Annotated in this window: 23 protein-coding genes; 5 read left to right on the top strand and 18 right to left on the bottom strand. The window is 64.2% G+C overall.

Features of this window, described 5'->3' with window-relative positions; genetic code table 11:
* Positions 1–197: 197 nt before the first annotated feature.
* The 5 genes from tilS to S58_RS36185 all read right to left on the bottom strand — a co-directional run bounded on the left by tilS (position 198) and on the right by S58_RS36185 (position 8,964).
* The gene (tilS, locus tag S58_RS06355; protein ID WP_015664431.1) at positions 198–1,289 is read right to left on the bottom strand and encodes a tRNA lysidine(34) synthetase TilS; all 1,092 of its coding nucleotides are present in this window, start codon (positions 1,287–1,289) and stop codon (positions 198–200) included.
* Between the two features lie 100 nt (positions 1,290–1,389).
* A complete protein-coding gene (gene ybgF / locus S58_RS06350; protein ID WP_015664430.1) occupies positions 1,390–2,418 on the bottom strand; it encodes a tol-pal system protein YbgF in 1,029 nt (342 codons plus the stop codon).
* A gap of 174 nt (positions 2,419–2,592) precedes the next feature.
* Positions 2,593–3,087, bottom strand: coding sequence for a peptidoglycan-associated lipoprotein Pal (gene pal, locus S58_RS06345; protein WP_015664429.1), 495 nt, complete (start codon positions 3,085–3,087; stop codon positions 2,593–2,595).
* A gap of 281 nt (positions 3,088–3,368) precedes the next feature.
* On the bottom strand, positions 3,369–4,091 hold the full coding sequence (locus S58_RS06340) for an N-acyl amino acid synthase FeeM domain-containing protein (RefSeq protein WP_015664428.1): 723 nt from the start codon (positions 4,089–4,091) through the stop codon (positions 3,369–3,371).
* 328 nt (positions 4,092–4,419) lie between these two features.
* A complete protein-coding gene (locus S58_RS36185; protein WP_083938511.1) occupies positions 4,420–8,964 on the bottom strand; it encodes a CHAT domain-containing protein in 4,545 nt (1,514 codons plus the stop codon).
* A gap of 154 nt (positions 8,965–9,118) precedes the next feature.
* Here S58_RS36185 and S58_RS35755 point away from each other — a divergent pair, with 154 nt between their 5' ends.
* Positions 9,119–9,619, top strand: a complete 501-nt coding sequence (locus S58_RS35755; protein WP_052351202.1) for an OmpA family protein — start codon at positions 9,119–9,121, stop codon at positions 9,617–9,619.
* 37 nt (positions 9,620–9,656) lie between these two features.
* On the opposite strand, the gene S58_RS06325 is transcribed toward S58_RS35755, so the two are convergent.
* From S58_RS06325 to S58_RS06295, 7 genes are all read right to left on the bottom strand, one after another.
* Positions 9,657–11,996, bottom strand: a complete 2,340-nt coding sequence (locus S58_RS06325) for a putative bifunctional diguanylate cyclase/phosphodiesterase (RefSeq protein ID WP_015664425.1) — start codon at positions 11,994–11,996, stop codon at positions 9,657–9,659.
* A 250-nt stretch (positions 11,997–12,246) separates the two neighbouring features.
* Positions 12,247–13,572 (bottom strand): Tol-Pal system beta propeller repeat protein TolB, encoded by a 1,326-nt coding sequence (gene tolB / locus S58_RS06320; RefSeq protein ID WP_015664424.1) that lies wholly within the window; start codon positions 13,570–13,572, stop codon positions 12,247–12,249.
* Between the two features lie 16 nt (positions 13,573–13,588).
* Complete coding sequence (locus tag S58_RS06315) at positions 13,589–14,623, bottom strand: hypothetical protein (RefSeq protein WP_015664423.1); 1,035 nt, start codon at positions 14,621–14,623, stop codon at positions 13,589–13,591.
* Positions 14,620–15,099: an ExbD/TolR family protein gene (locus S58_RS06310; protein WP_042338859.1), complete on the bottom strand. Its 480-nt coding sequence runs from the start codon at positions 15,097–15,099 to the stop codon at positions 14,620–14,622. The genes S58_RS06315 and S58_RS06310 overlap by 4 nt, the downstream gene beginning before the upstream one ends.
* Before the next feature lie 39 nt (positions 15,100–15,138).
* Entirely contained in the window at positions 15,139–15,822 is a 684-nt protein-coding gene (tolQ, locus tag S58_RS06305; RefSeq protein WP_015664421.1) for a protein TolQ, read from the bottom strand.
* Positions 15,823–16,299: 477 nt separating this feature from the next.
* Positions 16,300–16,785: a DUF2852 domain-containing protein gene (locus S58_RS06300; RefSeq protein ID WP_015664419.1), complete on the bottom strand. Its 486-nt coding sequence runs from the start codon at positions 16,783–16,785 to the stop codon at positions 16,300–16,302.
* 129 nt (positions 16,786–16,914) lie between these two features.
* On the bottom strand, positions 16,915–17,640 hold the full coding sequence (locus S58_RS06295; protein WP_015664418.1) for a TetR/AcrR family transcriptional regulator: 726 nt from the start codon (positions 17,638–17,640) through the stop codon (positions 16,915–16,917).
* Positions 17,641–17,863: 223 nt separating this feature from the next.
* On the opposite strand from S58_RS06295, the gene S58_RS06290 reads away from it, so the two are divergent.
* Positions 17,864–18,316, top strand: a complete 453-nt coding sequence (locus S58_RS06290; protein ID WP_015664417.1) for a MarR family winged helix-turn-helix transcriptional regulator — start codon at positions 17,864–17,866, stop codon at positions 18,314–18,316.
* Between the two features lie 33 nt (positions 18,317–18,349).
* The gene (locus tag S58_RS06285) at positions 18,350–18,751 is read left to right on the top strand and encodes a DUF1398 domain-containing protein (protein ID WP_015664416.1); all 402 of its coding nucleotides are present in this window, start codon (positions 18,350–18,352) and stop codon (positions 18,749–18,751) included.
* A 78-nt stretch (positions 18,752–18,829) separates the two neighbouring features.
* Here S58_RS06285 and S58_RS06280 read toward each other — a convergent pair whose 3' ends face one another.
* The 5 genes from S58_RS06280 to S58_RS06260 all read right to left on the bottom strand — a co-directional run bounded on the left by S58_RS06280 (position 18,830) and on the right by S58_RS06260 (position 21,649).
* Complete coding sequence (locus tag S58_RS06280) at positions 18,830–19,201, bottom strand: hypothetical protein (protein ID WP_015664415.1); 372 nt, start codon at positions 19,199–19,201, stop codon at positions 18,830–18,832.
* A 31-nt stretch (positions 19,202–19,232) separates the two neighbouring features.
* Positions 19,233–19,649: a YciI family protein gene (locus S58_RS06275; protein ID WP_015664414.1), complete on the bottom strand. Its 417-nt coding sequence runs from the start codon at positions 19,647–19,649 to the stop codon at positions 19,233–19,235.
* Positions 19,650–19,683: 34 nt separating this feature from the next.
* On the bottom strand, positions 19,684–20,097 hold the full coding sequence (locus tag S58_RS06270) for a YciI family protein (protein ID WP_015664413.1): 414 nt from the start codon (positions 20,095–20,097) through the stop codon (positions 19,684–19,686).
* A 112-nt stretch (positions 20,098–20,209) separates the two neighbouring features.
* A complete protein-coding gene (locus tag S58_RS06265; RefSeq protein ID WP_015664412.1) occupies positions 20,210–20,866 on the bottom strand; it encodes a glutathione S-transferase family protein in 657 nt (218 codons plus the stop codon).
* A 231-nt stretch (positions 20,867–21,097) separates the two neighbouring features.
* Complete coding sequence (locus tag S58_RS06260) at positions 21,098–21,649, bottom strand: dihydrofolate reductase family protein (protein ID WP_015664411.1); 552 nt, start codon at positions 21,647–21,649, stop codon at positions 21,098–21,100.
* Between the two features lie 116 nt (positions 21,650–21,765).
* On the opposite strand from S58_RS06260, the gene S58_RS06255 reads away from it, so the two are divergent.
* The gene (locus S58_RS06255) at positions 21,766–22,284 is read left to right on the top strand and encodes a winged helix-turn-helix transcriptional regulator (protein ID WP_015664410.1); all 519 of its coding nucleotides are present in this window, start codon (positions 21,766–21,768) and stop codon (positions 22,282–22,284) included.
* Between the two features lie 19 nt (positions 22,285–22,303).
* On the opposite strand, the gene S58_RS06250 is transcribed toward S58_RS06255, so the two are convergent.
* Positions 22,304–23,533 carry a hypothetical protein gene (locus tag S58_RS06250; protein WP_015664409.1) on the bottom strand — a complete coding sequence of 410 codons (1,230 nt, stop codon included), beginning with the start codon at positions 23,531–23,533 and terminating at the stop codon, positions 22,304–22,306.
* Positions 23,534–24,482: 949 nt separating this feature from the next.
* Here S58_RS06250 and S58_RS06245 point away from each other — a divergent pair.
* On the top strand, positions 24,483–25,262 hold the full coding sequence (locus S58_RS06245; protein ID WP_015664408.1) for an SDR family NAD(P)-dependent oxidoreductase: 780 nt from the start codon (positions 24,483–24,485) through the stop codon (positions 25,260–25,262).

Below are 25,262 nucleotides of genomic sequence, written 5' to 3'. Positions count from 1 at the left end.
CGTCCTCGGACTCATCCCTGGGTAGCCACGAGGGAATCCCCCGGTCGACCGTCACGTAATCTAGGTACCACTCGCACCGATGCCAAGGGAACCAGACAGGACTATTTAGCGCATCCTAGCCCGATTCCCGCTCAAAAAATGGCGCGGGAAAGCGCCGCCGACGCAGGTGGTTAAGGGTCGGCGAAAGCTTCGCCGCCTCATTTCCCGCGCAGCCGCCGCGGCGGCGCGGGGGTGATGCGGATCGCCTCCCGCGTCATGCTTACCAGCGCACCAGCAAGAGTTTGCTTTAGCCTGCCCGGCGCAGACGTACCACCATCTGCGATCCCAGCAAGGGTCCGGTCGAGGCGATCGAGCAGCGCTTCCGCCTTGCCGAGTTCCACGGGCCCTTCGGTTCCAATGCGATTGATGACGCGCATCAGGAGCCTCAGCCTGATTTCCGCGGGGAGTGCGACAAAGGCGCGCGGTTCGAACGTCTGGCCGTGATTCGGCTGTGCCGGCGCATGGCCGGCTGCGAGCAGCGCGAGATATCGCTCGGCGCCATCGACCATCAATTCGATCGCGGCATTGGCCCGGCCCAGCCGGCCGGCCAGCGTCGCCAGCGTTCTGCTATCGCCGCCCTCGGCGGCCAGAGCCGGCATCAGCGCGCGCAGCCGCGGCCGGGTGAAGGCTGGATCGCGATTGGTCGGATCGTCGGCAAAGGGGACATCGGCGGATCGAAGCGTCGCCACGAGGCGGGCCTTGGGAAGCTCCAGCAGCGGCCGGGCCAGCAGCAACCCTTCCCGCTCGCTGATCGCCGCCATCGCCGCGAGCCCGACGATGCCGCTGCCGCGCAACAGCCGCATCAACACGGTTTCGGCCTGGTCGTCGCGGGTATGAGCCGTCGCGACGTGGCTGGCGCCAGCCTGCCGCGCGGCGCGCGCCAGCAAACGATATCTCGCCAGCCGCGCCGCTTCCGGAATGCCCGCCTCCGGCTTGGCGTCGCGCCAGCGCACGGTCCGATGCGGAATGCCGAGCCGGCCCGCGACCTCCTTCACCATGCGCGCTTCCCGCGCGGACTCCCGGCGCAATCCGTGATCGACGGTGACCGCGACGAGGCGCGGTCCGCTTTCGAGCGTCGAGCGCCAGCGCGCCGCCAGCCACATCAGGGCCATCGAATCGGGGCCGCCCGAGATCGCCAGCACGAGCGCGGGCGCACCGGCGAGCGGCGCGAACAGGCGCTCGGCCTCGGCAACGGAGACCGGATCGCCGTGCTCTGAAGCTCTGTCCTGCGCGGTCTCGTTGGCTGCCATGGCCGCGCAGACTAGGCCGGAGACGCCGGAACAACAAACTCCGACGTCGGAGTTCACACCGCCCGGTGTTGGAGATGGCCCTGCATCGCACGCGGCACCGTCAGCACTTCACCCGCTTCTGCTCGCGGTCGACCGTGGACTTCACGCCTGCCGAAGCGCGCGGATATTTGCGCGTCACCTCACCGAACGCGGCACAGGCGGCCTCCTTCTCCTTCAGCGCCGCCAGCGACTGGCCGAGGCGCAGCAGCGCGTCCGCCGCCTTCGACGACTTCTCATATTTCGTCGTGACCGCAAGAAAGATCTCGGCGGCGTCGCGATACTGCTGGCGCTGGAAGAAGCTTTCGCCGAGCCAATATTGCGCGTCCCCGATCATCGGATCGTTCGGATATTTCTGGGTGAAGTTGCGCATCGTCTGCTCGGCCAGGGCGTAGTCGCGGCGCTGCATGTAGCCGATGCCGAGATCGTATTCGTCGCGCGGTGTCTGCCTTGGTGGTGCGGTCTCGAGTCCGCCCGGGCCGGGAGCCGCGGCCGGGGCGCTCTGCGGATAGCGGCCGCCTGTGGTGTTGGCGGGCGTGATCTGATCGCCGGCCGGACGGCCAGGCTGGGCGCTAGGTTGGACCGGCAACTGGCCGCCGCCGAGCGCCTGAGGCGCGCCGGGCGCAGTCGGATTCTGATTGGGGTCGAACGCATCGCCACGCCGGCGAGTGCCGACGCCCGGGGCCGGCGGGTCCTGCGCGATCGGGGCGGCTGCCGCGGCCTGCGGCTGCGCATAGCCCGGCTGTTGCTGCGGATAGGCCTGCTGTTGCGGCTGGCCATAGGCGGGCTGGGCTGGCTGACCGTAGGCGGGGGCGATCTGGGTTGGCGACGCCGCAGCCGCACTCGGCTGGGCGGCCGGCGCGGGCGGTTGCGCCCCGCTCTGCAGTTGCCGCAGCCGCTCCTCGAGCTGGCGATTGCGGAACTGCAACTCCTCGTTCTGGCCGGTGAGCTGGCGGAGCTGGTTTTCCAGCCGCTGAATCCGGATCTCAGGGTCGTCGTCGTCGGCCTGGGCCGACGCCGGCGACGACAATGCCTGGCACGAGAAAACGACGAACGCTGCGAGAACCGCGGCGGCGCTCCTGGAAAGAAACATGAATGACATGCTGCCCTGACGACTGGATCGGCGAGACGTTGGAAATAATAGCCCTGCGAGCGAGGCTCTACGTCAGAACTGAAATAGAGACAAATGACGTTCCAGCGAAGACCAAAAGATGAAGCCGGCGTCGCTGGGCGACGCCGGCTTCACCAGCAACACGTTCGTTCAGCTTTATGAACTGGCGTTCAGCACAGTGACCGCGCGGCGGTTCTGCGACCAGCATGAGATGTCGTTACAGACGGCGACCGGCCGTTCCTTGCCGTAGGAGATCGTGCGCATCCGGCCCTGATCGATGCCGCGCGAGGCCAGGAAGCTGCGCACCGACTGCGCGCGGCGGGCGCCAAGCGCGATGTTGTATTCACGGGTGCCACGCTCGTCGGCATGGCCTTCGATCGTGAAGCTGTAGCGCGGATAGCTCTGCAGCCACTGCGCCTGCTTTTCCAAGGTCGCGATCGCCTGCGGCGTGAGATCGGTCTGATCACTCTCGAAGAAGACGCGATCGCCGACATTCACGACGAAGTCCTGCTGGCTGCCTGGAGTCGCAGCGCTGGCCATCGCACCATCGGCCCCGGTGAGATTTTTGTTGGCGCAGGCGCCCATCGACAGCGCGACCGCGAACACCGCGGCCAGCTTCAATCCCTGGAGGATACGCATCTGATATTTCATTCCGGGAGCCTCCACGCTCACGTTCTTAGACTGCCATCCGGTCTACAGGGCGATGGTTAAGCGAACGTTCCGTCAACCTTGATGGGGTCTTGCCGAACCCCGTCAAATGCTAACGAAACCCGAAAAAGCGACCGCGATGGTTAATGGGTTGTAAATGTGGCGCCAGGGTGAAGGCAAGCGGCGCCGCGCCTGCAGCCAGGCGCTTTTTCGCTGATTTTTGCACCAAAGCCACGGATCGAACGGCGACGCGGGCCGGATCGGGCGCAATGCCGGAGGCACGATCAGCCCGCGTGCGCGACCGGATGAATCCTGAACGAATCAGTGAAGGCGTCGGGCGACGGCCGATCGAACAGCATGCGCCGTTCGAACGCGCTGGAACGCATGAACGGAAACCGCTGGAACACGCGGTCGCGGATCGAAGGATAGTGCGCCGCCACCAGGCCGACCGGCTTGGTGAGGCCGGCGTAGAGGCGCGGCTCGCCCCACGGTTCCTGCAGGAACACCTTCTTGTAGAAGGCGCGATGTTCCGGCCGGACGTTGGCCAAGCCGATGTCCGCATTGAAATGGGCGCAGGCGACATAGCCGAGGCGGACCGTCACATAGGGCAGCGCCGGAAACGACCGGGCCTTCTCATGGTCGGCAACGAAGCGGGTGGGATCGATGATGACCTTGCCGCGGTCGAGTTCGGGATGCAGCAGATCGGCGAACATGTCCGACGACAATGATTTGCGCCACTGCGAATTCAGCACGCTGATGCGGATGGAGCTGTAGAGCTCGCCACGCACATAGACGCCGAAGACGAAGCTGTTGGGAAGGTCATCGTACTCGTCGGTGACGCGCTCGCTGGCCGACGGGAGAATGGCCCCTTCGCGCAGATAGGCGCGGTAACGCAGACGATAGATCTCATCCTTGTCCTCGGCGGTCAGAGCCAGCCGGTAATCCACGTCCTCGAGGGCATCCGACCTCTGCTCAGCAACGGCAGTCAATCTAGCCGCCGACTTCATTCGCAACCCCTTTCACGCAACTCTTACGAGTGGTGACGAGATTAACAGCGCGTTAATTCGGATGCAAAGCTTTCGCCGGTACACAGTTAACGGTACGTAGAATCCCGGTGTCACAACCGTGACTTACAGGGAAAACGCGGCGCCAGGATTGATCGCTTTGGATCAGCTACGTGCCAATTCGAAACGAATTCGACTGGCATACGCGCTCACCTGCCCTCGCTTGATACGACGTGCGGTTGTCCTGCGCGCACCAACATACGCGCCATGCTCTCAACGCAGGGGTATCGAAGCGGGCCCTTGGCAATGTCACCCCGCCGCGGGGCGGGCCTCAGCGCAACGATCCCTCTCCGACAACGGAAAACGGTGCCCAGAACGCCGGGTAGGCATTGAGCGGATTGGCGTTGTCGTTCATGTAGTCGATCATCGCACGCCGAAGTGCCTCGGACCTTCCAAGCGTGGACTGGTCGGCAATCCTGGCGAAGGTGGCGGTCGTGAGCCGCGTGGCCGACGTGGAATCGATCGACCAGTGCGACACCAGCAATGCGCGCGCGCCGGCATAGAAGAACGCTCGCGCGAGGCCGGACAGCGCCTCCGCTCCCGGCTTGTCGCCCGCCATCGTGTTGCAGGCCGAGAGAACGACCCAATCCGCGTTCAGTTTGAGCTGGGCAATCTCGCTTGCGGTCAACAGCCCATCATCCAGCGGGCTCGGCTCTTTTGGCAGCGTCAGCGCAAGTGAAGGCTCTCCGACGCCCGTCACATCTCCCGCAACCAGACCATGCGTGGCAAAATACACCACCCGATAGTCCGTCAGCGGTCGTGTCTTGACGTTGGCCTCGGTGGCATCGCGGTCGAGCAGAACGTCACTTGCCGGAGCGCCGAGATTCTTGGCGACCGTTTTCAATTCCGTCGCGGTGTCCAGCAAAGACGGCAGGCTGCGGGCAAGGTTCGCGCGGTCCAGGCCGGCGCCTTTCCAAAAGTCGGTATAGGCTCGGGTATTCGCCGCCACCCTGCCCGCGGCACGCTGGTCCGCAAGGGCACGGCCGCGCTCGGCCGGATCGAAGATCGGGTCGCCGAAACCGATCATGGCCTTCGCCGCCGGCTGCCGCGCCGTGGATGCCCGAAGTGCTTCCAGGCTGGAAACCGACGGCAATACGGTGACTGCCTGTCGCTTGATCAACCATGCGACGTCTCGATAGACGCCAATATCCTTGAGGTCCGGCTTCGCAATAGGCGGCTTGGCCGTGACCAGCAGGTGAAATGGCAGCGTGGTCAGCGGTCCGGAAGGAACGACCAGCACGTGCTGCTTGCTTCCGACCAGTTCGTCGACCGGGCTCAACAGCGTCGTATACAGCTCATGCGCGATCGACGGATCAAATAGCTCAAGCCGTTTTCCACTCCTCAGAAACTCGAGACGCTGATCTTCGAAATCATGCAAGCCGCGACGAAGGTTCTTCACCTTCTCGCTGAGCACGGCCGCCCCCGGCGCGAGCTCGCGCCACGACATGCCTTCCCGGGTCAGCGCGAACACGTAGCTCTTCCGCTCGCCCACGACGAAGTAGACCAAGGCTTCGTCCGGGCCAAGCAGAGCCTTGGCCCGTCCGATGCTCAACGGCTTGGGAGAGACGAGAGCTGCGTATTCTGGAAACTTGGCATCGAGCTCCGCGCCAATTTCTCGCCGTCGTCCTTCTAGCGCTGCGACCTGCGCACGCAACTCTCCGGTCGACGCGCGTGTCGCGCTGGTCTCGGTCTTCGACATCGCCTCAGCCAGCCGTTGATCGAGTTCGCGCCACGACGCATCCAGGTCCTGACGCTCTCGCGCCAGCGACAGCAGCTCTCCAGAGCCTGTGGCGAACCGAGCCGCCATCTGCTGGAGCGCTACAGCAGCAGAAGAGTGTGTCGCCCACTGCGCGGTCTTGAACGCCTCCTCGTCGGCTTCGGGACTGGATTGCGCCGCCGCCGACCCCCGCAGCAACGATAGCGACCGCAGGTGCTGCTCGAAGTAATCTGCATGGGTCTGCCTCCGCGCCCGGCTGTCTCCCTTCTGAATCGATACGCTGGCGCCCGCTGCACCCGTCACCAGTGCAGCCGTCGCACGGCGAGAGTAGTCCAGTGCATCTTCGCGCTTGCCGGCCGCCTCGCTCACCCTGGCCAGGAGTTGCAGCGTCTCCGCGGTGTCCGGGTGAAGTGCGCCTAGCTTGTCGGTCCTGATGGCGAGCGCTTCGCTCAGGGCCGCCTCGGCCTCGGGGTAGCGGGTCTGCAGCAGGTACAGCGATCCAGCATCATTGAGGGCGCCTGCCTTCTGCAGGCTTTGTCCAAATCCAGATCTTTGCGCGATATCCAGGGTTTTCTGATAGAGCTGGTCTGCTTCGGCGTATCTGCCCTGCATCTGGTAGGTGAGGGCAAGGCTTCTCAGAATGTAGGCAAAGAGCGGGCTCTTCGGACCGGCGGTCTTTTCCGCGATCGGTAGCGCCCGGCTGGAAAACTCCTCGGCCTTTTCCAGCCGGCCCTGGACCCTGTTCAATGCGCCGAGATTGTTGAGCGTCCGTGCGACGCCGCTATCCCCGACGCCGTACAATTGGGTCCTGATCGTGACGACTTTCTGATAAAGCGTCTCCGCCTCGTCAAACCTGCCTTGGTCATTATAGATGCTCGCGAGATTGTTCAGCGGCGTGACGATCCTGTCGTCAAAGGCCATTCTGCTGGGATAGAGCTGATCGAGCCTGCCGTAGATGGCCAAGGCGCGCTTGTACAGGCTCTCCGCCTCACTGTCCCTGCCGAGATCGGATACGACCAGGGCGAGGTTGGTGAGACTGGCGGCGACCTTGGAGTCCTCCGGACCAAGGAGACGCTCTCTGATTGCGAGCGATCGCTTGTGGAGAGCCTCCGCGTCGCTGAGGCGCCCTTGCGATCTCATCACGGATGCAAGGCCGCTCGACATGCTTGCCGTCGCCTCGTCTTCAATCGACTTCGACTGCTGGATGTCGAGTGCCGCGCGATAGAGCTTTTCTGCATCGGCGAACAACATCCGGTCCTTGTATTTTCCGGCCAGCTCATCGAGCATCTTGGCGGCATCGACTTCGTTCGCACGAAGCGCCTCGTCGCGAATGGCAAGCAGTCGCCGATCGACCGCCTCGGCTTCTGACGTTTTGCCCTGATCACTGTAGAGGTCCGACAAAGCCAGCAGCGTCTCCGTCAACGAAGCATCGACGGGCTTGAGGGTCTTCTCCTTGATCGTCAGCATTCTCTGGTATTGCTGCTCAGCGTCGTCGGTCCGCCCCAACGCCCGATACGTCTCGGCGAGCGCCTTGAGCTGAGGCAGCAGATCAGGATGATCCGCCCCGAGCTTCTTTGACTTGATGGCGAGCGCGCGCAGCAAGGTCTGCTCGGCCTCAGCGTATTTGAGATCGTCGAGATAGAGGCGGCCCAGCTTTGCGATGCCGGCGATGACGTCGGGATGATCCGATCCGAGATTGGCCTCCTGAATCGCGAACCCCCTCTTTACGAGATCGAGCGCCTCGTCGAATCGGCCCTGGGAGCGTACGGCGAAAGCCAGCTCGAGCAGCGCGTTTTGGACCTTCGAGCTGTTTGCCCCGAGCTTCTGCTCGAACACCGGCAGCGCGCGCCTGATCAGCGCTTCGGCCTGTCCGTGTTCGCCCAGGGGCCGGTAGGTCAGTGCGAAGTCATACAGGTAATTCGCAAGATCCAGCGGACTGAGCGCCTGCTCGGCCAAGGGCAGGCCCTTCTTGTACCAGGCCTCGGCCGACGCATATTTCTGCTGCTGATAATCGTTGAGACCCAGTTCATAGCAAGAATACGCGATCGCCAGCGCGCTGGCACCGGCCTTCTCGCGAATGTCGAGTGCAGCTCTGAGGTTCTTTTCGGCGTTCGCAAACTTCTTGGACAGGCGACCGACGCGCCCGAGATTGTGCAGCGCCTGGGCGGTGTCGAGATGATCCCGGCCCAATACCTGCTGCCGCAGCTCCACGGCGCGGGCGAGCGACGCCTCGGCATCGTCGTACTTTTTCTGATCGACTTGGACATTGGCTAAACTGAGCAATGTCCAGGCCAGATCGGCCTTGAGGTTGCCTGACTCGCCAATCGGTAGCGCGCGCTTATAGGCCGCCTCCGCCTCGATGAATTTTCTCTGCTGGTAAGAAATCAGCCCCAGCTCGTTCAAGGATTGTATGCGCACCGCCGCGCTTGCACCCGGCGCCTTTTCCCTGATCAGCGCGGCGCGCTGGCTGAACTCCTCGGATTCCCTGAGCTTGCTTTCCAGGCGCTTGAGAACGCCGAGGTTGAACAGCGTCTGCGCGACGTCCAAATTGTCGGGGCCGAGAGCTTTCTCGCGAATGTCGAGCGCCCGGCGAAGGTTGGCGTCGGCTTCGGCAAATTTCCTCTGCTCGCGATAGATATTCGAGAGATTGAACAGGGTCCATGCAAGGTCAGTGCTCTTGCCGCGGACCTGCCTGATCGCGAGCGCACGATTGTAGTAGCCTTCTGCAGTACTCCAGGCACGCAAGCGCTCGTGAGCAAGCCCGAGGTTGTGTAGCGCCGCCGCATAGGCTTCGTGGTCTACGCCGAACTTCTTCCTGATCGCGATCTCGTACTGCTCGCCCTCTCGCACGGCGGCGGCGTTGTCCCTGCTTTCGATCGCGGCCTGGTAGCGTTTGAAGATGGCCGACGGATCTTCTGCACCAGCAATGGCCGGTGAAATCACCATCGGCAGCGCGACGATGCAGGCCAGGATCCAACGTGCTGTCTGCGGCCCGCGTCCCAGACGATCTGAGCAGCGTCGCGCGCGGAGACTTGCTGCGACTCTCAAGGACCACGGTTGATCGGGCCGCATGCGCTGGCCGGTGCCAGCATCCGCCATCTGGTCCCTGCTTTGAAAGCCCACCCCGTCCCCCTATCCGGCCCTTGCGCAACCAAGCAACGTTAGCAAAACCTGCGTCAATCGAATGTGATTCAAGTCACAGAGCAGCCCAGGCACCAGCGTTAGCCTCGACAAGATAACCGGGACACGACCGATGTTGCGCGCCCTCCTGACGATGATGCCTCTGATGGGTTTGCAGTTTGTTGTCGCACCGGCTCACGCCGGCAGCGAGGATGACGTGCTACGGTCATTGCGCGCCAAGCGGGTCATGCGGTGCCCAATCGGAAGCTCGTGCGACGCGGCATCTTATGCAAACGATCCAGGCTTGACGATCCGTTTTGCCATCGGGTCCGCCGCCCTGAATGGCGATACGAAGGACGCGTTGAGCACCTATGCGTCCCGCATCCTTACCGGAATGCCGCAAGGCTCGCATGTCGTCGTTCGTGGATTCACCGACAGCCCGGGTCGTGCGGACTACAATCTCAGACTTTCACGGCGTCGGGCGCTAGCTGTTCGCGACGCTCTGGTCGCGGTCGGCCTACCCATCGATAGCGTCGAAGCAATCGGTGCCGGGATCCGGGGAGCAGGACGCGGCGCCTCGCCGGAAGATCGCGTTGCGGTCATCGCCGTGACGCCGCGCCCGGACCGGCGCTGATAGGCACACAATCCGCAAAGTCCGACCAGGCCGAGGCTCAGGCGATGGATCGCGTCCCGCCGACGGCAATGGCGGCCTCGTCGACCGAGCGTCGGCCATGCGAGGCGTTGAGGAGCTGGCGGATGCGCACTGCGGGCACGGGGCGGCTGAACAGATAGCCCTGGGCCTCGGTGACCGTGCCGTCCACGCTCACCAGTTCGAGCTGCTCGTTGGTCTCGATGCCTTCGACCACGACCGACATGCCGAGATCGGCGGACAGCCGGGCAACGCCGCGCAGCAAGGTCAGCGGACGATCGCTGTCGATGCCCTCGAGGAACGAGCGATCGATCTTGACCTTCTCCAACGGGAAGTTGTGCAGATAGCTGAGGCTGGAATAGCCGGTGCCGAAATCGTCGAGCGAGATCCGCACGCCGAGCATGTGCAGCTGCGAGAGAACGTCGTGAGTCAGCTGCGTGTTGCGCAGCAGGGAGGATTCGGTGATCTCGATCTCGAGACGATGCGGCGGCAGACCGGAGACTTCGAGCGCGTAGCGGACCTCGCTCAGCACGTCGCGCTGATGGAATTGCTGCGGTGAGAAGTTGACGGCGACGCTGACGGCGTCCGGCCACTTCATGCATTCCAAGCAGGCCTTGCGCAGGATCCAGCGGCCGAGATCGACGATCAGGCCCATGTCCTCGGCGACGGGGATGATGTCGACGGGCGAGACGGTGCCGCGCACCGGATGATTCCAGCGCAGCAGCGCCTCGCAGGTCGAGATCTTGCCGGATTTGAGATTGACCAGCGGCTGGTAGAACAGCTCGAACTCTTCGTTCGCCAGCGCCTTGCGCAAATCGAGCTCGAGGATGCGGCGCGCCTCGACGGTCTGGGCAAGCTCGTCGCGGAAGAAGCAGAAGGTTCCGCGTCCCTCCGCCTTAGCGCGGTACAGCGCCATGTCGGCGTTCTTGAGCAGGGTGTCGGCGCTGATGCCTGGCGCAGTCATGGCGATGCCGACGCTGGCGCCGATCTCGACCAGATGATTGTCGATCTTGTAACGCTCGCTCAGCTGATCGACGATGCGGCGGGCCAGAACGGCGGCATCGTCGTTGGAGCGGATGTTGCGCTGGAACACGACGAACTCATCGCCGCCGAAGCGCGCGACGAAGTCTTCGGGACGCAGAATGTCGCGCAGCCGCTCGGACACGGCGCAGAGCAGCTGGTCGCCGCAGGGGTGGCCGAGGGTGTCGTTGACCTGCTTGAAGCGGTCGAGATCGACGAACAGCAGCGCCGACAGCTCGCCGTTCCGTTGCGGGATCTTGAGCAGACGCTCGATCTCATCACGGAAGTTGACGCGATTGGGCAGGGTCGTGAGCTCGTCGTAGCGGGCGAGGTGCGAGATCCGCGCTTCCGCATGGCGACGCTCGGTGATGTCCTCGAGCAGCACCACGGCGCCGCCATCCGCCATCGGCTGGAACGTCCAGGACAGCGAGCGGTCACGCATGATGTCCGGATCGCTTGTGATGATGTTGTGCGTTTTGGTGTGCTCGATCTCCGACAGGATCATTCTGCCGCTGGAGGCCGAGATCGCCCCCGAGATCACGCAGGCATTGATGATGTCGGCGGCGTTGCCGCCACGCTGGATGATGTCATCCGGCAGGCTCATCATCTGCCCGAAACGATGATTCATCACGGCAAGGCGCCCGTCCGGGCGGAACATGCAAAGGCCATGCGGCATGTTGTTCAGCGCCGTATCGAACTGCTTGGCCAGAGCGCCCTCGCTCTCCCGCGCGACGAAGGCCTGCACGAATATCCGCTGCAGGTTGGTCGAGATGTGCTTCAGCGACATGAAGAACAGGACGCAGAACGCCGCCATGCCGAGGTAATAGGGGCTGCCGTGAATCGCGAGGGCAACCGCGAGCGGCCCGCAGGCGAGCAGGATCTGAACATGGAAGATCCAGGGCCGCCCGTAGGTGCGGCCGGCGCCGGCCGACATGTAACAGAGCGTCACCGTGATCGCGATCAGGTGCACGACCGGGTCGCTGTTGTCGACCAGGGCGACCACGCACCAGACGCCGAGCACCAGCGCGTAGATCATGGCGCCGACCTGATAGCGTATCTCCCAGCGCTCGACCGCCGTCTGCGTCAGGCGGCCGCTGTCGCACAGGCCCCGGTAGTGGCGCATGTCGAGCGAGCGGAAGGCACCGGCGATGATCAGCATCGCGGCACACGGCCACAGGTTGACGTCGCCGCTCTTGATCGCGGTCATGACGGCCGCGATGGCGGCGCAGAGTGCGCCGGCAAACATCGGGCCGGGATCCTGGAAGAGAGAGTCGACGAGAGCCGCCTGGATCGCAGGCGACAATTTACGTTCGTCTTCCCCATTCTGACTGGCAAGCTGCATTCGTGCGCACGCGTCCTGTTCGGTGCGTACTATTACCGTTCGCAGGTGAAGTCTTTCTGAGGGAACATCGTTAGCGCATCGTTGCCGCAGCCGCGAACAGCGCAGATTTCGCCGAAAATTCAGAGAACTAGGCGAACACTACCCGGTTCCTGCAACGAATGGTTCTATTTTTTTCAAAAACACGCATCGCGCGATCTAGGAAAGGGCGCGCGCGCGGCGGCGTGAGCGGGCCCGTCCGGCCCGCTTTCCGTCACGACAGCAGCGGCGACCAGGCCGGATCCGAGGCGAAGCCGGGCGTCGGAACCTTCTGCTCGAAACGACCGGAAACGTCGATCGAATACAGCGACGGACCGGCGGTGCCGCCGGGATCGCGGAAGAACATCAGCACGCGGCCGTTGGGCGAGAAGGTCGGGCCCTCATTGTGGAAGCCGGCGGTGAGGATGCGCTCGCCCGAGCCGTCGGTCTTCATGATGCCGATCGCGAACTGGCCGCCGCCCTGCTTGGTGAAGGCGATGTAGTCGCCGCGCGGCGACCACACCGGCGTCGAGTAGCTGCCCTCGCCGAACGAGATGCGCTGGGCGCTGCCGCCGCTGGCGGACATCACGTAGATCTGCGGCTTGCCGCCACGATCGGACTCGAAGCAGAGCTGGCTGCCGTCCGGCGAATAGCACGGTGAGGTGTCGATCGCCGGCGTGTCGGTGAGCCGCGTCGTCGTGCGCGAGCGCAGGTCCATGACGAACAGATTGGAATTGCCGCCCTGCTGCAGGCTGAGAATGATGCGCTGGCCGTCGGGCGAGAAGCGCGGCGAGAACGACATGCCGGGGAAGTTGCCGACGATCTCGCGCTGCCCGGTCTCGATGTTGAACAGATAGACCCTCGGGTCGCCCTGCCCGAACTCCATGTAGGTGATTTCCTGGCTCGACGGCGAGAACCGCGGCGTCAGCACGAGGTCGGCGCCGCGGGTGAGATAGCGGACGTTGGCGCCGTCCTGATCCATCAGCGCCAGCCGCTTGACGCGCCGCTCCGACGGACCGCTCTCGTCGACGAACACGACGCGGCTGTCGAAATAGCCTTTCTCGCCGAGCAGGGTGGTGTAGATCTGGTCAGAGATGATGTGGGCGATGCGCCGCCAGTATTCGGGCGCGGTGACGTATTGCTGGGCTGCCGACTGCTGTCCCGAATTGACGTCCCACAGCCTGAACTCGGCCTTCAGCCGCCCATCGCTCTGTCGGGTGGCGCGGCCGGTCAGCAGTCCCTGCACGTTGAGCGGCTTCCAGCTCGCGAACTGCGGCACCTGGTCGAAATTGGTGATGCGCTCGGCGAATGCAGCCTGATCGAGCGGCGCAAAATATCCGCTGCGCTTCAGATTGTTGGTGATGACCTGCGCGATACCGTTGGCGACGTCGGCATCACCGGGTCCGCCGGGTACAAACGGCGGAATCGCGATCGGGATCGGCTTGGATTCCGGATTGATCTGCAGGCGTTGCGCGAAAGCGCTGCCTGCGCTGATCGCAGCGATAGACGAGGCGCCAGCGACAATGAATTTGCGGCGAGTTATTGATCTTGTCATGCTCATCGCTTGACGATTACCTTCAATCTTGCGGTCCGCACCGCTCACGATCGCCGATGCAAAATCTCATCGGCATCATCTTCCAAGAATTATACTGCTGCTTTGGCAGGAAGCTGTACACCTGACACTGTTGTGTGGCCCGCTTGCCATTCTCCGCGATTGCATTGGCAACCGAACGCGACGGTCCGCCCACCTTTATCGTCGACATTGACGCGACGGTTCCGTCGGGCTGGAGGTAGATATCGACGTCCGCCCAAAACTGATCGGCATCCGGACCGTTATAGGGGAAGTTATAGCAACGCTTCACGGCAGCCATGAAGGCTCCCTGCAAGCTCGCGAGATTGCTGTCGCTCATGCCCCTGGCCGATCCTAACGCTGCATTCGCATTCAGCTCCGTCCCCGTCACCGCCTGTCGCGTTGGATCCTTTTGATTGATGAGGCTCGCGATCCGCTCAGCATCGTACTTTCGCTCGCTCTTGTGCTTTGGCGGCTCCGGCGTGGCGGCGGCGGCCTGCTGCGGCTTCGGCGGCTGCTTGGCCTTATCCTTGTTCAGGACGCTGGCGATCTGATCCGGGTTGAAGGGATCAGGCTTCTTCTCTTCCGGCTTCGGCTTCTCGGCGGGCGCGGGCTTGGGCGGCTCCGGCTTGGTCTCGGCCACGGGCTTTGGCGGATCGGGTTTCTTCTCGACCGGCTTCGGCGGATCAGGCTTCTTCTCGACGGGCTTCTCCGGCTTCGGCTGCGGCGTCGGCGCGGCGTCGGTCTCGGTCACCGGCTTGGGATCGACCTTGCCGACGATGTCCTCGGTCGGCTTCTTCTCGCCGATCTTGTCGGCCAGCAGCTTCTGCGCTTCCTTCTTGCCGGTCAGCGCGCCGGCCTTGGCCTTGGAGGTGTTGTCCTCGGAGATGACGTCGACCGGCACCAGATCCTCCGGCGGCGCCACCATCGAGCGTGCGGAGAAGCTGAACAGACCCCAGCACAGCACGGACACGTGCAGGGCCACGGACAGAGCCGTGCCCTTGCGCGTCCGAACGAACTGCATGAGGTCTTTGAACGTCATGAACCCTGTTCCGGCAGCACGACGATGCTGGCGCGGTAGCCGGCGTCGCGCGCCAGCCCCAGAACCTTCATCATGTCGGAGTAGCAGGCGTCACGGTCGCCACGGATCTTGACGACGTTGTCGGCACCGCCGGCGCCGGCGTCCTTCATCGCCTTGATCTTCGGGCCGAGCTCGCCGATCGCAATCGGCGTCTCGCCGAGATAGACGTCGACCTTGGAAGCGCAGCCGCCGCCGGTCTTCTTCACGGTCACTTCGAGCGGCGGCTTGGCATCGGCCGTCGAGGCCGAGCCGCCCTGCGCCTGCGGCAAATCGACCTGGATGTTCACGGTGAGCAGAGGTGCTGCCACCATGAAGATGATCAGCAGCACCAGCATGACGTCGACCATCGGCGTGACGTTGATCTCCGCCATCACCGCCGCCTTGCGCCGACCGCGGCGACCGCCGCCGCCGGAGGCGCTTCCCGTGCTCATGCCCATGGTCTGGTACTCACGATCCGGACGCCATTATACCCGCCCTCATCCCCGCTCGTCGATCTGACGGGACAGGATGGCGGAAAATTCATCTGCGAAGCCTTCCAGCCGCTGCGCCTGCCGGTTCACCTCGGAGGTGAACTTGTTGTAGAAAATCGTCGCCGGAATGGCCGCGATCAGGCCGATGGCCGTGGCGAACAGCGCCTCCGCGATGCCCGGCGCGACCACCGCCAGCGAGGTGTTCTTCGACGCCGCGATCGCCTGGAAGCTGGTCATGATGCCCCACACCGTGCCGAACAGGCCGACGAAGGGGCCGGCGGAACCGACAGTCGCAAGCACCAGCAGCCGGCGTTCCAGCCGCTCGATCTCGCGGGCGATCGAGACGTTCATCACCTTCTCGATCCGCATCTGCAGGCCGGCAAACGAGCGGGCATGGCCCTCGAAGGAACGCTTCCACTCCCGCATCGCCGCCACGAAGCACGCCGCCATGGATTGCGTCGGTTTCGCCGACAGCACCCGATACAGCTCCTCGATCGATTCTCCGGACCAGAACGCCTGTTCGAACCGGTCCATCGAGCGGCGCGTCCGCGAAAACAGGAACATCTTGTCGATCGCGATCGCCCACACCCAGATCGAGCAGGAGATCAGGCCGAGCATGATGATCCGGACCACCCAGCCGGCATTGCCGAACAGATCTATCAGGGACAGGCCGGTGCTATCGCCAGACATCCGCAATATCCTCTCAACCAACCATCCCGGTACCCCCGGGACCATGCAGCCGCCGTTCCACGCCGGATGCCGTCGCGGCGGAAAGCGCCTGCGCGAGAAAACCCTGAACTGATCGCTTTAAGAGGCCCGCCGAAGCCATAAGCGGCCTGCTTCCTCTGCCAACGTGTCAAAACAAGGGCTCTTGGCGCGCGTAAGCGCCCCTTAACCAAACCCCGTCCGGGGTTAAGGCGGGGTTACCGCGGAGTTTTGCGGAGGTCAAAGGTCCAGCCGGGACAGCCAGATAGAGCCTTTGTGATCAGCCCCTTGTGATCGGACCGGGCATTCGGTCGCCGAACGGCAGCGGCGAGCCGCCGCAGGCGTGCGGTATCCGGAAACGCAAAACGCCCGCCGGCGGGGAACCGCAAGCGGGCGTCTTGTGCGGTCAGGGCGGGGGCTGAAAGCCCTGCGGCGTCAGGGTCGGCTGCGATCAGCTCTCGATCAGCCCTGGGGCTGGTCGGTCGGCGGAGTCGGACGCGGCTTGTGCTGGGCCATGAACGCGTCGAACTCTTCCTTGTCCTTGGCGTGGCGCAGCCGGGTCAGGAAATCACGGAATTCCTGCTGCTCCTCTTCCAGGCGCCGCAAGGTCTCCATGCGGTACTCGTCGAAGGCGCGGTTGCCGCTGGTGGAGGGCTGCGAGAAGCCGAAACCGAAGCCGCGGCGCTCCATCCTGTCGCGCATGCGGTCCATCTTCCACTGCATCCGCTCCATCTTGTTCGACCAGCGATCACCGCCGCTCCAGCACGCCATCTTTCTGCTCCCGAGTGTGAAAAAGAGAAGGGCAAGTCCGATCGGCCACCAGATGATGAAGCCGAGCACGGTCACCGCGATCCAGCCGGGGTGCCAGGGCGACTCCATCATGTGGGGCCGGTACCTCTGCTCCTCCTCCGAACCGCGCCATCGATTGACATCTGCGGTGTAGGCCATCTCCCTCTCCATTCGCGGCGCCATGCCGTGTGAATGTAAATAACATTTACATAGCTAGACCAACCCCTGATTTTGTCAAGGCGACCGCCTGACGCGTCGCCCGAATTATTTTTCGCCCGTCTTTGAACCTTATTTCGGCCGGCCCCACGGCCCTGCCGGCTTCTCGTCGTCCGGCAGCGGCGGCGGTTCAGCGCCCGACGGCGACGCGGACCGTCGGTCGGTGGGGAAGCCGAGCCCACGCAGATAGATCAGCACCTCGGCTTCCAAGAGCTCCTCCGGCGACATCGGCAGCTTGCGGCGGGCGGCGTCGCCGCGGGCGAACAGCGAGGCGATGCCATGCGCCATCGACCAGATGTGCAGCGCCATCATCAGCGCGGGGGGGCGCGGCACGCCGGGCGGCGCCAGCGCCGCCAGCCGCTCGGCGGCGGCGCGGATCACGCCGAACGCGCGCTCGCCCGCAGCCAACAGGCCCGCGGTGGAGTCCGCCGCCACGCCGGATTCGAACATCGCCGAATAGAACGCGGGCTCCTCGCGGGCGAAGGCCAGATACGCCTTGCCGACGCGCTCGAACGCCGTGACCGTGTCGGGACGGCCATCGTCCCAGGCAGCGGACAGCTGCGCCTCGAACTGCTCGAAGCCGCGCTGCGCGATGCTCGACAGCAGTTCGTCGCGATCGCGGAAATGGCGATAGGGCGCGGCGGGGCTGACCCCGGCCATGCGGGCGGCGTCGGCGAAGGTGAAGCCGGCAGCGCCCTTCTGCGCGATCAGGTCGAGCGCCGCCTGCAGCAGCGCCTCCTTGAGGTTACCGTGATGATAGCCGCGCTCGGCGCGGCGCTCTTCCTTGCGCCAGCTCATGTGAAGGGCTTTTACATGAGCCGGGTGAAAAGAAGCCAGAGACATTTCGGACGCCTCAATAGTCGCCGCACGCACCTCGCTTCGCTCGCAAGGAAGCGGTGTGAAAGAGCTCCTCTGGTGCTTGCGGCCCAGGCCGCTTCCATCTGGATTCCAACCTCGATCAAATATAGTTGACTAGGAAACTAAATGCAGTTAGTTTCCTGGTCAACCATATGGCGATCGCATGGGCTCCATCTCGGACCTGACTGACCACACTGGCTTCTGGATGCGAATGGTGTCGAACGCCGTGTCGCAGGACTTTGCGCGGAAGGTAGCGACAGAAGGGGTTACGGTGGCGGAATGGTCGTTCATGCGAGCGCTTTATGAACAGCCCCCCACGCCGCCCTCGGTTCTGGCCGAACGGATGGGCCTGACGCGGGGGGCCATCAGCAAGCTTGCGGATCGGCTTCTGGCCAAAGGCCTGATTGCGCGAACGGAGGACCCGCAAGACAAGCGCGCGCATCGCCTCACCTTGACCGCCGACGGACGGTCCAAGGTGCCGGTGCTGGCCGCGTTGGCCGACGCGAATGACGCTGCCTATTTCAGCGTGCTCAGCACAGGCGAGCACCACGCGCTCAACCGCCTGCTGAAGGTGCTCGCCGAACGGCGCGGCCTCAAGACGGTCCCTTTGGACTGAACGCCCCTCACCCTATCGACGAAGGATGCCGACATGGACGCGGACAGAATCACCATTGCCAGGACGTGCCTCGATGCTGCCCACGACGGCAGCCTGAGCTTTCCGGAGATCGTCGGCCGGCTGATCACTGCGGGCTTCGAGGGCTACACGGTCGACTATCGCGGCAATACCCAGACCTTCTATCTGCCGGACGGCGACCATGCGGCGCTCGCAATGCAGCCGTCAGCCGGAAGCGTCGCATCTGCCTTCGACGCGGAGGAGGTCGCGCGTCTGGTGCGATGGGCGCAGGCCAATCCCGCCGATTACAGCTACGTGGCCTTTTGCGAGCGGGCGAAGGCTGCCGGCTGCGCCGGCTACCTGGTGTCGTTTGCCGGCCGCCGCGTGGTCTATTTCGGCCGTACTGCCGAGACGCATGTCGAGCATTTTCCCACGTGAGGGCGTGCGCGCGGGAGCAGAACCGGCACCAGGGCTGGATGCCGGCTCTCCTCTGCGACGCGACCTTGCGCCCGGAAACTAGCCGCCGCCCGGAATCGGCAGCACCGGCATGATCTCGACCCGCTCGCCAGGGAAGATCGCGAAGTGCGGATGGTTCACGAACATCTTCGCCGCGTCCTCGTGCGAGGCGGCGCGGACCACGGTGAACGCGCCCATCTCGTTGGCGATGTCGTTGACGCCGGCCTTGTCGATCCGCTTGGTCTTGCCGAGCGGCCCGCCCATCGCGGCGATCGCGTCCTTGTATTTGTCGACCCAGGCGTGCCAGGCCGCCATGCCCTCCCGCTCCCGAGCCCTGCGCTCGTCTTCCGACAGCGCTTCCCACGCCTTCCAGGACGAACTGGTCCTGCTGCCGAGAAACACGGCGAGATAGGTGTTGCTGTTGTCGCTCATTGCACTTCCCTCCTGTTGTGAAACGAATCGATCAGGCGCGCCCGGCATGCGGCAGCTCGGAAAAGCCTGCCGCGGCCTGCTGCACCTCTTCGGAAAAGTCCGCCATTTCCTGGACCTGGCGGATCTCGATGATCTCGTTCTCGGAAGCCGGACATTGCTTGGCCCAGGCGATCGCTTCGTTGCGCGAGGCCACCTCGATCATCCAATAGCCGCCGAGCACCTCCTTGGCCTCGGCAAACGGGCCATCGGTCACCACCGGCTTGCCGCCTGCGAACGAGACCCGCGCGCCCATCGACGGCGGATGCAGTCCCTCCAGCGTGATCAGCACGCCGGCGTCCTTCAGCGCCTCGTTATAGCGCATCATCGCCGCGACCCGCTCGGGGTCGAGCTGCACGTCCGGTGGCGCGCTCTCATAGCCGAGCGGGATCATCAGCATCATGAATCGCATCGCGTCTCCTCCTCTCCTGACGACGTCGCCTGGTTCAGCCCCTTGCGGCCTGCGCGCGCAGCCGCTCAACCCGCTCACGCAACTCGGGCGTGAACGTCTCGCCGAAATCCTCCGGTGCATAGACCTGCCGGATCTCGATCTGGCCGCTCGGGAACGGCGCGCGCTTCATGTGCTCGATCACCTCGTCGAGCGAGCGCGCCTTGATCATCCAGAAGCCGGCGGCCAAATCGACCGAGAGATCGAACGGACCGCGCGCAACGCGCGTCTCACCACCCGAGAAATCGATCCGCGCGCCCTTGGCCGTTGGATGCAAGCCTTCGCCGGCCTCCATCATGCCGGCCTTGACCAGTTCCTCGTTGAACCGGCCCATCGCCGCGAACTCCTCCGTGGTCGGCAGGATCCCGGCCTCCGTGTCCCTGGTCGCCTTCACGATCACCATGAACCGCATGGTCGCTCTCCCCTGATATGCCCCGGCAGGACTGCCCTGCCCTCATCAGCAAGACGATCAGGTCGCGGCGCCGCCGACACCTCCGCACAATTATTTTGGCGGAGTTCCCGATTCAGCCCGGCTCCTGCGGGAACATGTGGAAGTAGGGTTCGGCCTCGGCGAGAACCCGCGCGGCGGACGGCCGCGCCTTGAGGCGGTCGAGATAGGCCTGCACCGCGGGGGACCCGTCGCCGAGCGGCTCGACCTTGTTGGCATAGAACAGCGCCGGCAGGGCTGCGCAATCAGCCAGCGTGAAGCTGTCGCCCATCGCCCAGGTGCCGGGCGCGAACTCGGCATTGAGCATGGCGTAGGAGGTGCGCAGCCTGTTCCGCGCCTCAGTGACGCCGGCGGGATCGCGCGCGTCGGCCGGCCGCAGCCGGTCGAACACGATGGTCTGCGTCGGCATGTGCAGATAGAGATCGAGGAAGCGATCGCGCAGGCGCGTCTGCAGCGCCAGATCGGCGTCATCGGGAATGAATCGCGTCGTGCCCGCATGGTGCAGATCGAGATACTCGATGATGATGCTCGATTCCGGAATCGTGCGCCCTCGTGCCTCGTCACGCAACACCGGAAATTTTCCGACCGGCCACAGCTTCAGAAACGCCGCACGCTCGTCGGCATTGCCGAGATTGACCAGCTTCGGCGTGAACGGAATGTCGTTCTCATACAGCGCGATCAGCACCTTCCAGCAGAACGACGACAGCGGATGATAGTAGAGAGACAGGGACATGGTTCGCTCCGGATGGATTTGAGTAGGAAGGCGTTCAATTGAGCCCAAACTAGCGCGACAGAGACAGTGCGCCCCCTCGCCCTGTTCTTACGGGGAGAGGGCTGGGGTGAGGGGCAGCCGCGCGAGAAGTGTACGTGGAAGGACCTGTACCCCCTCACCCGAATTGCACTTCGATGCAATCCGACCTCTCCCCGCGAGCGAGGTGCACCGAGCAAGCCGCGAGGCCTGCGCTCACGTCTCCCGCGCGGGGACATAACGCACGATCACAACGCCATTCGAGAGCGCCCGGCTGTCGATCAGCTTGAGCTTCATCGCCTGCCCCGGCTTGAACAGCGGCGCTCCGCCGCCGAGCACGCGCGGATTGATCGCAATTCGAAACTCATCAATCAGATCATGCGCGATGAGCGTGGCACCCAGGTCCGCGCTGCCGAACAGGAACAGATCCTTGGCGCTGTCCTTCTTCAGCCGGTCGACCTCGGTCGCGAGCTGCGGACCCAGCAGGTGCGCGTTCGACCAGTCCAGGCGGGAGAGCGTGCGCGAGGCGACATATTTCGGCGCGCTGTTCATGAAGTCGGCGATGACGCCGGCGCCGGTGGGCCAATATCCCGCCATCAGATCGTAGGTCACCCGGCCGAACACCAGTCCGCCCGCCTCCTGCAGCTGTGTTTCGGATAGCTGCTCCAGCTCCGGGCCCCAGACATCCTCATGCCAGGAAATGTCGCCGTTCGGGCCGGCGACCATGCCGTCCAGCGTCATCAGATTCCACATCACCAGCCTTGCCATCGGCCACTCCCCATCTGCTTTTGTTTTGCAAGCAGTTGGAGAGTGCCGAGACTGGTGCGATATTGCAAGCAGTTTATTCGCGTCGACGGCCCGATCGACCACCCCATGAGAGTCCGATGTCCGACATTCAGCGCTCCGGCTGCCCGATCAACCTGACGCTCGAAGTGGTGGGGGACAAATGGAGCCTTCTGATCATCCGCGACATGATGTTTGGAAACCGCCGGCACTACCGCGAGCTGCTCGGCGGATCGGAGGAAGGCATCTCCTCCAACATTCTCGCCGACCGGCTGAAGACGTTGCTCGCCGCCGGCATCATCAGCCGTACGGATGATCCGAGCCACAAGCAGAAGGGGATCTACTCCCTGACCGAGCAGGGCATCGAGCTCTTGCCGATCCTCGCGCAGATGGCCGGCTGGGGTTACAAATATCTGCCCGTCTCGGAGGAGCTCGGCATCCGCGCCAGGCTGTTGAAGGAAGGCGGGCCGAAAATGTGGGCCGAATTCATGGATGAATTGCGCGAGATCCATCTCGGCCTGAAAAAGCGCAAGAAGGCCGGACCCAGCGTCGGCGAGCGACTGCAGGCGGCGTATCAGAAGGTCATTGCAGACAAGAAGGCCGAGGCAGGCGGACGTTGAGCCGCCTGCCCGCTTCGGGTCAGAACTGCGTGTTGTCGGCCCTGTAGCGCGACGATCTGCGCGGGGCCCGTTCGGGGACCTGGTCCAATTGCGCGATCGGACGGCGATAGGTCTCGGCGCGGCGCAGCCAGCCCGCCTCCCAGATGCGGTTGGACGGAAGATTGCGCACCCGCTGCTGCAGCACGACCTGCACCGCGTCGGAATATTCGGCGAGCACGGCCTTCGGCTCGGTGGTGGTGCCGTTCATTTTGAGCAGCACCTGCTTCAGACCCCAGCCCTGGCGCTGGCCCGTCTCCTTGTCGACGGCCGTCTCCGACGGGTTGGTGCCCTCGCCCTTGAAGTTGATGTAGTCGATCAGGGGATAGAGATCCTCCGAAGCGCGCACCACGCGCGCATACTGCGCCACGATGCGCTCGCGTTCGGCGTTGTCGGGGGTATTCGCGAGGATCTTGTCCATCGCGCCTTGCGCACGCGCCACCAGGAACTGGGTCTGCTCCGCCATCGTGTCGAGCAGGAACTGACGCAACTGCCGCATCTGCGGCGAATTGAAATTCCGCTTGAAATCGGCCCGGCTGGTCCACGGACAGGGCGGAACCTGCGGCTTGTCCAGCCATGATGGCAACGGCGTCTTGCCCTTGCGCAGAAACGCGACCAGCCCCGGAAAGCCTTCCTCGAACGGCGGTTTTGCGGTGACGGGGTACCAGATGAAGTGCCCGATGCCGAGCGAGGCGAATTCCTCACCCGCATTCCAGGAGGTAATGGCGTCGCGCCGGCCGCCGGCCTCGTTGAGCCAGATCCTGCGGCCGATCTTCTGCGCCACGTCGGCCGGCAGCACCCGCTGCGGGACGGACAGGTTCTTGCTGTCCTTGACGTCGCGCGTTGCCGTTCGTGTATCGCCCTTGCGCTCGGCCGTGCTCGGCTTGGTGGCGTCGGTTGCCGGCACCACGAGCTTCGGACCCGACGCCGGCACCTCCGCCGGTCGCCCGACCGTCTCGGGCTCTGCCTTTTGGGGCTGCGGGGACTGCGGCGGCGGCGCGACCTCGCGCCCGGCCGCCTCGGCCTCGGCCGGCTTCGCAGCAACCGTGCCATCCGCCCATGCGGCCCCGTTCGCCGCAAGACCAAGGAGCATGCAGGACATCAGCAGCGCGCCGCGCGTGCGTCCCAGGCCGTTCGGCCCACGCGCCGACGGCTGCTGCTCCCTGCTCCGGATACCGACTGTGATTCGCTGGCTGATGAATTGACCGCCCATGCCGATTCTACCGAGACTCTGACTTTACGCTACCGGTTCAGGATTCGTCCAAGGCGCAACCCGTCGGGCAAATCAGCCGACGGCGCGACGATCGCATGTCCCGAGGGAATGCCCCTCGGAGGCTTCGACGCGGCGCCGAAGTCGCTGCGCCGAGGAAATTTTTTCTCGAAGACTTTCAAGTCGATCACCCTTGTCCAGTCCTTCCGGTAAAAATTCTCTTCTTTCGTTTTTCCGGAATCCGACGTTTCCTGGCGTCGTCCTGGTCCCGATCGAGAGGGGCGTTTCGCGGTCGTCACGAACGTTGGGAGCGGGATGCGGTGGACGTGCCGATGTTGCAGCGTGGAGCATGATTCGGAACCGGGAGATTGTTGACGCACAGTGCGCCACAGCTTTCCGACAAGATCATGCTCATATGAAGGACACGCAGACGAACAACGCGGCACGTACGGCGAAATCGTGTGGTCCTGGCATCCCGATGCTGATGCCGTGTCAGATGCATGTGCGCATTATGGCAGAAAGCGGGGGCAAGACAGCCGGTCCGCGGGGAGAGCGCGTATAAGCCGTAAACCATCGTGCAGGGAGGGCCGGGATGTCCCAGCCAAACCTGTGGTTCCTGCCCCGTGCACTTTTTACGCACGGGGGCCATGGGGGCGGCGAGCTCCCGGTCTTCCCTGCGCCCTCCGGCCAATGGAGGGACATGGACGAAGCAAAACTCGGGCGCTGTTGCGCCGCGAGACGCGAACTGACGTGCCATTTACTACTTTTGGCTGTTTGACAAGGCCCGGGGACTTCGCTGCCTTGTTTTAATTTGCAGCATGCGCAAATCGAACGCACACTGACAATTGTGACGGCCTTCACAGCTGTTCCGCGCTGCGCATGCTAGGACCGAGAACAGCAGGAGCCGGGGCGCCGGCCAAGGGAGCCGACTGCCGTGACGGAATCATCGACGATGCTGAGCGACAAGGTGGCCCTGGTTACCGGGGCTGCCCGCGGCATCGGGCTTGCGACCGCCAAGAGATTTCTGCACGAGGGCTGGCGCGTCGCCCTGCTCGACATCGAGAAGAAGCTGCTCGACGACGCCACGTCAGCACTCGATTGTCCCGACCGGACGCTTGCCTTGCACTGCGACGTCTCGGAGGCGGCGATGGTGGCTGTGGCTCTGGAGCGCATCGCCGGACGATTTGGCCGTCTCGACGCGCTGGTCAACAATGCCGGCGTCGCACGCTTCGCTCCGATCATGGAAACGAGCGAAACCGACTGGCAACGCATTCTCGACGTCAATCTGACGGGACCGTTTCTGTGCACGCGGGCCGCGGTGCCTCTGATGCGCGAATATGGCGGCGCCATCGTCAACATCACATCGATTTCGGCCGTGCGCGCCTCGACCCTGCGGTCCGCCTACGGCACCAGCAAAGCGGCGCTGGCGCATCTGACCAAGCAGCTCGCGGTCGAGCTCGCCTCCGCCGGCATCCGCGTCAATGCAGTGGCGCCGGGCCCGGTCGAGACCGCGATGGCCAAGGACGTGCACACGCCGGAGATCCGCGCCGACTATCACGACGCCATTCCGCTCAACCGCTACGGCCTTGAAGAGGAGCTGGCAGAAGCCATCTTCTTCCTCAGCTCCGAGCGATCGAGCTACATTACCGGCCAGGTGCTGGCCGTGGACGGCGGCTTCGATGCTGCGGGAATCGGACTGCCGACCTTGCGCGGCCAACGCAGAAACGCATGA

Source organism: Bradyrhizobium oligotrophicum S58, assembly GCF_000344805.1.
Taxonomy (GTDB): Bacteria; Pseudomonadota; Alphaproteobacteria; order Rhizobiales; family Xanthobacteraceae; genus Bradyrhizobium; species Bradyrhizobium oligotrophicum.
Note: the sequence above shows the minus strand (reverse complement) of the source record. Positions and strands in the feature narration are given on the sequence as shown.

What these genes read in the sequence shown, in the direction of transcription:
- S58_RS06290 (WP_015664417.1), top strand. Translation starts at nt 17,864, where the DNA reads ATGGGCTCCATCTCGGACCTGACTGACCACACTGGCTTCTGGATGCGA.
- S58_RS06325 (WP_015664425.1), bottom strand. Translation starts at nt 11,996, where the DNA reads ATGCAGCTTGCCAGTCAGAATGGGGAAGACGAACGTAAATTGTCGCCT.
- pal (WP_015664429.1), bottom strand. Translation starts at nt 3,087, where the DNA reads ATGAAATATCAGATGCGTATCCTCCAGGGATTGAAGCTGGCCGCGGTG.
- S58_RS06270 (WP_015664413.1), bottom strand. Translation starts at nt 20,097, where the DNA reads ATGCGGTTCATGGTGATCGTGAAGGCGACCAGGGACACGGAGGCCGGG.
- ybgF (WP_015664430.1), bottom strand. Translation starts at nt 2,418, where the DNA reads ATGTTTCTTTCCAGGAGCGCCGCCGCGGTTCTCGCAGCGTTCGTCGTT.
- tolB (WP_015664424.1), bottom strand. Translation starts at nt 13,572, where the DNA reads ATGAGCATGACAAGATCAATAACTCGCCGCAAATTCATTGTCGCTGGC.
- S58_RS06315 (WP_015664423.1), bottom strand. Translation starts at nt 14,623, where the DNA reads ATGACGTTCAAAGACCTCATGCAGTTCGTTCGGACGCGCAAGGGCACG.
- S58_RS06250 (WP_015664409.1), bottom strand. Translation starts at nt 23,533, where the DNA reads ATGGGCGGTCAATTCATCAGCCAGCGAATCACAGTCGGTATCCGGAGC.
- S58_RS06255 (WP_015664410.1), top strand. Translation starts at nt 21,766, where the DNA reads ATGTCCGACATTCAGCGCTCCGGCTGCCCGATCAACCTGACGCTCGAA.
- tilS (WP_015664431.1), bottom strand. Translation starts at nt 1,289, where the DNA reads ATGGCAGCCAACGAGACCGCGCAGGACAGAGCTTCAGAGCACGGCGAT.
- S58_RS06260 (WP_015664411.1), bottom strand. Translation starts at nt 21,649, where the DNA reads ATGGCAAGGCTGGTGATGTGGAATCTGATGACGCTGGACGGCATGGTC.
- tolQ (WP_015664421.1), bottom strand. Translation starts at nt 15,822, where the DNA reads ATGTCTGGCGATAGCACCGGCCTGTCCCTGATAGATCTGTTCGGCAAT.
- S58_RS06265 (WP_015664412.1), bottom strand. Translation starts at nt 20,866, where the DNA reads ATGTCCCTGTCTCTCTACTATCATCCGCTGTCGTCGTTCTGCTGGAAG.
- S58_RS06295 (WP_015664418.1), bottom strand. Translation starts at nt 17,640, where the DNA reads ATGAGCTGGCGCAAGGAAGAGCGCCGCGCCGAGCGCGGCTATCATCAC.
- S58_RS06275 (WP_015664414.1), bottom strand. Translation starts at nt 19,649, where the DNA reads ATGCGATTCATGATGCTGATGATCCCGCTCGGCTATGAGAGCGCGCCA.
- S58_RS35755 (WP_052351202.1), top strand. Translation starts at nt 9,119, where the DNA reads ATGTTGCGCGCCCTCCTGACGATGATGCCTCTGATGGGTTTGCAGTTT.
- S58_RS06285 (WP_015664416.1), top strand. Translation starts at nt 18,350, where the DNA reads ATGGACGCGGACAGAATCACCATTGCCAGGACGTGCCTCGATGCTGCC.
- S58_RS06300 (WP_015664419.1), bottom strand. Translation starts at nt 16,785, where the DNA reads ATGGCCTACACCGCAGATGTCAATCGATGGCGCGGTTCGGAGGAGGAG.
- S58_RS36185 (WP_083938511.1), bottom strand. Translation starts at nt 8,964, where the DNA reads ATGGCGGATGCTGGCACCGGCCAGCGCATGCGGCCCGATCAACCGTGG.
- S58_RS06245 (WP_015664408.1), top strand. Translation starts at nt 24,483, where the DNA reads ATGCTGAGCGACAAGGTGGCCCTGGTTACCGGGGCTGCCCGCGGCATC.
- S58_RS06280 (WP_015664415.1), bottom strand. Translation starts at nt 19,201, where the DNA reads ATGAGCGACAACAGCAACACCTATCTCGCCGTGTTTCTCGGCAGCAGG.
- S58_RS06340 (WP_015664428.1), bottom strand. Translation starts at nt 4,091, where the DNA reads ATGAAGTCGGCGGCTAGATTGACTGCCGTTGCTGAGCAGAGGTCGGAT.
- S58_RS06310 (WP_042338859.1), bottom strand. Translation starts at nt 15,099, where the DNA reads ATGGGCATGAGCACGGGAAGCGCCTCCGGCGGCGGCGGTCGCCGCGGT.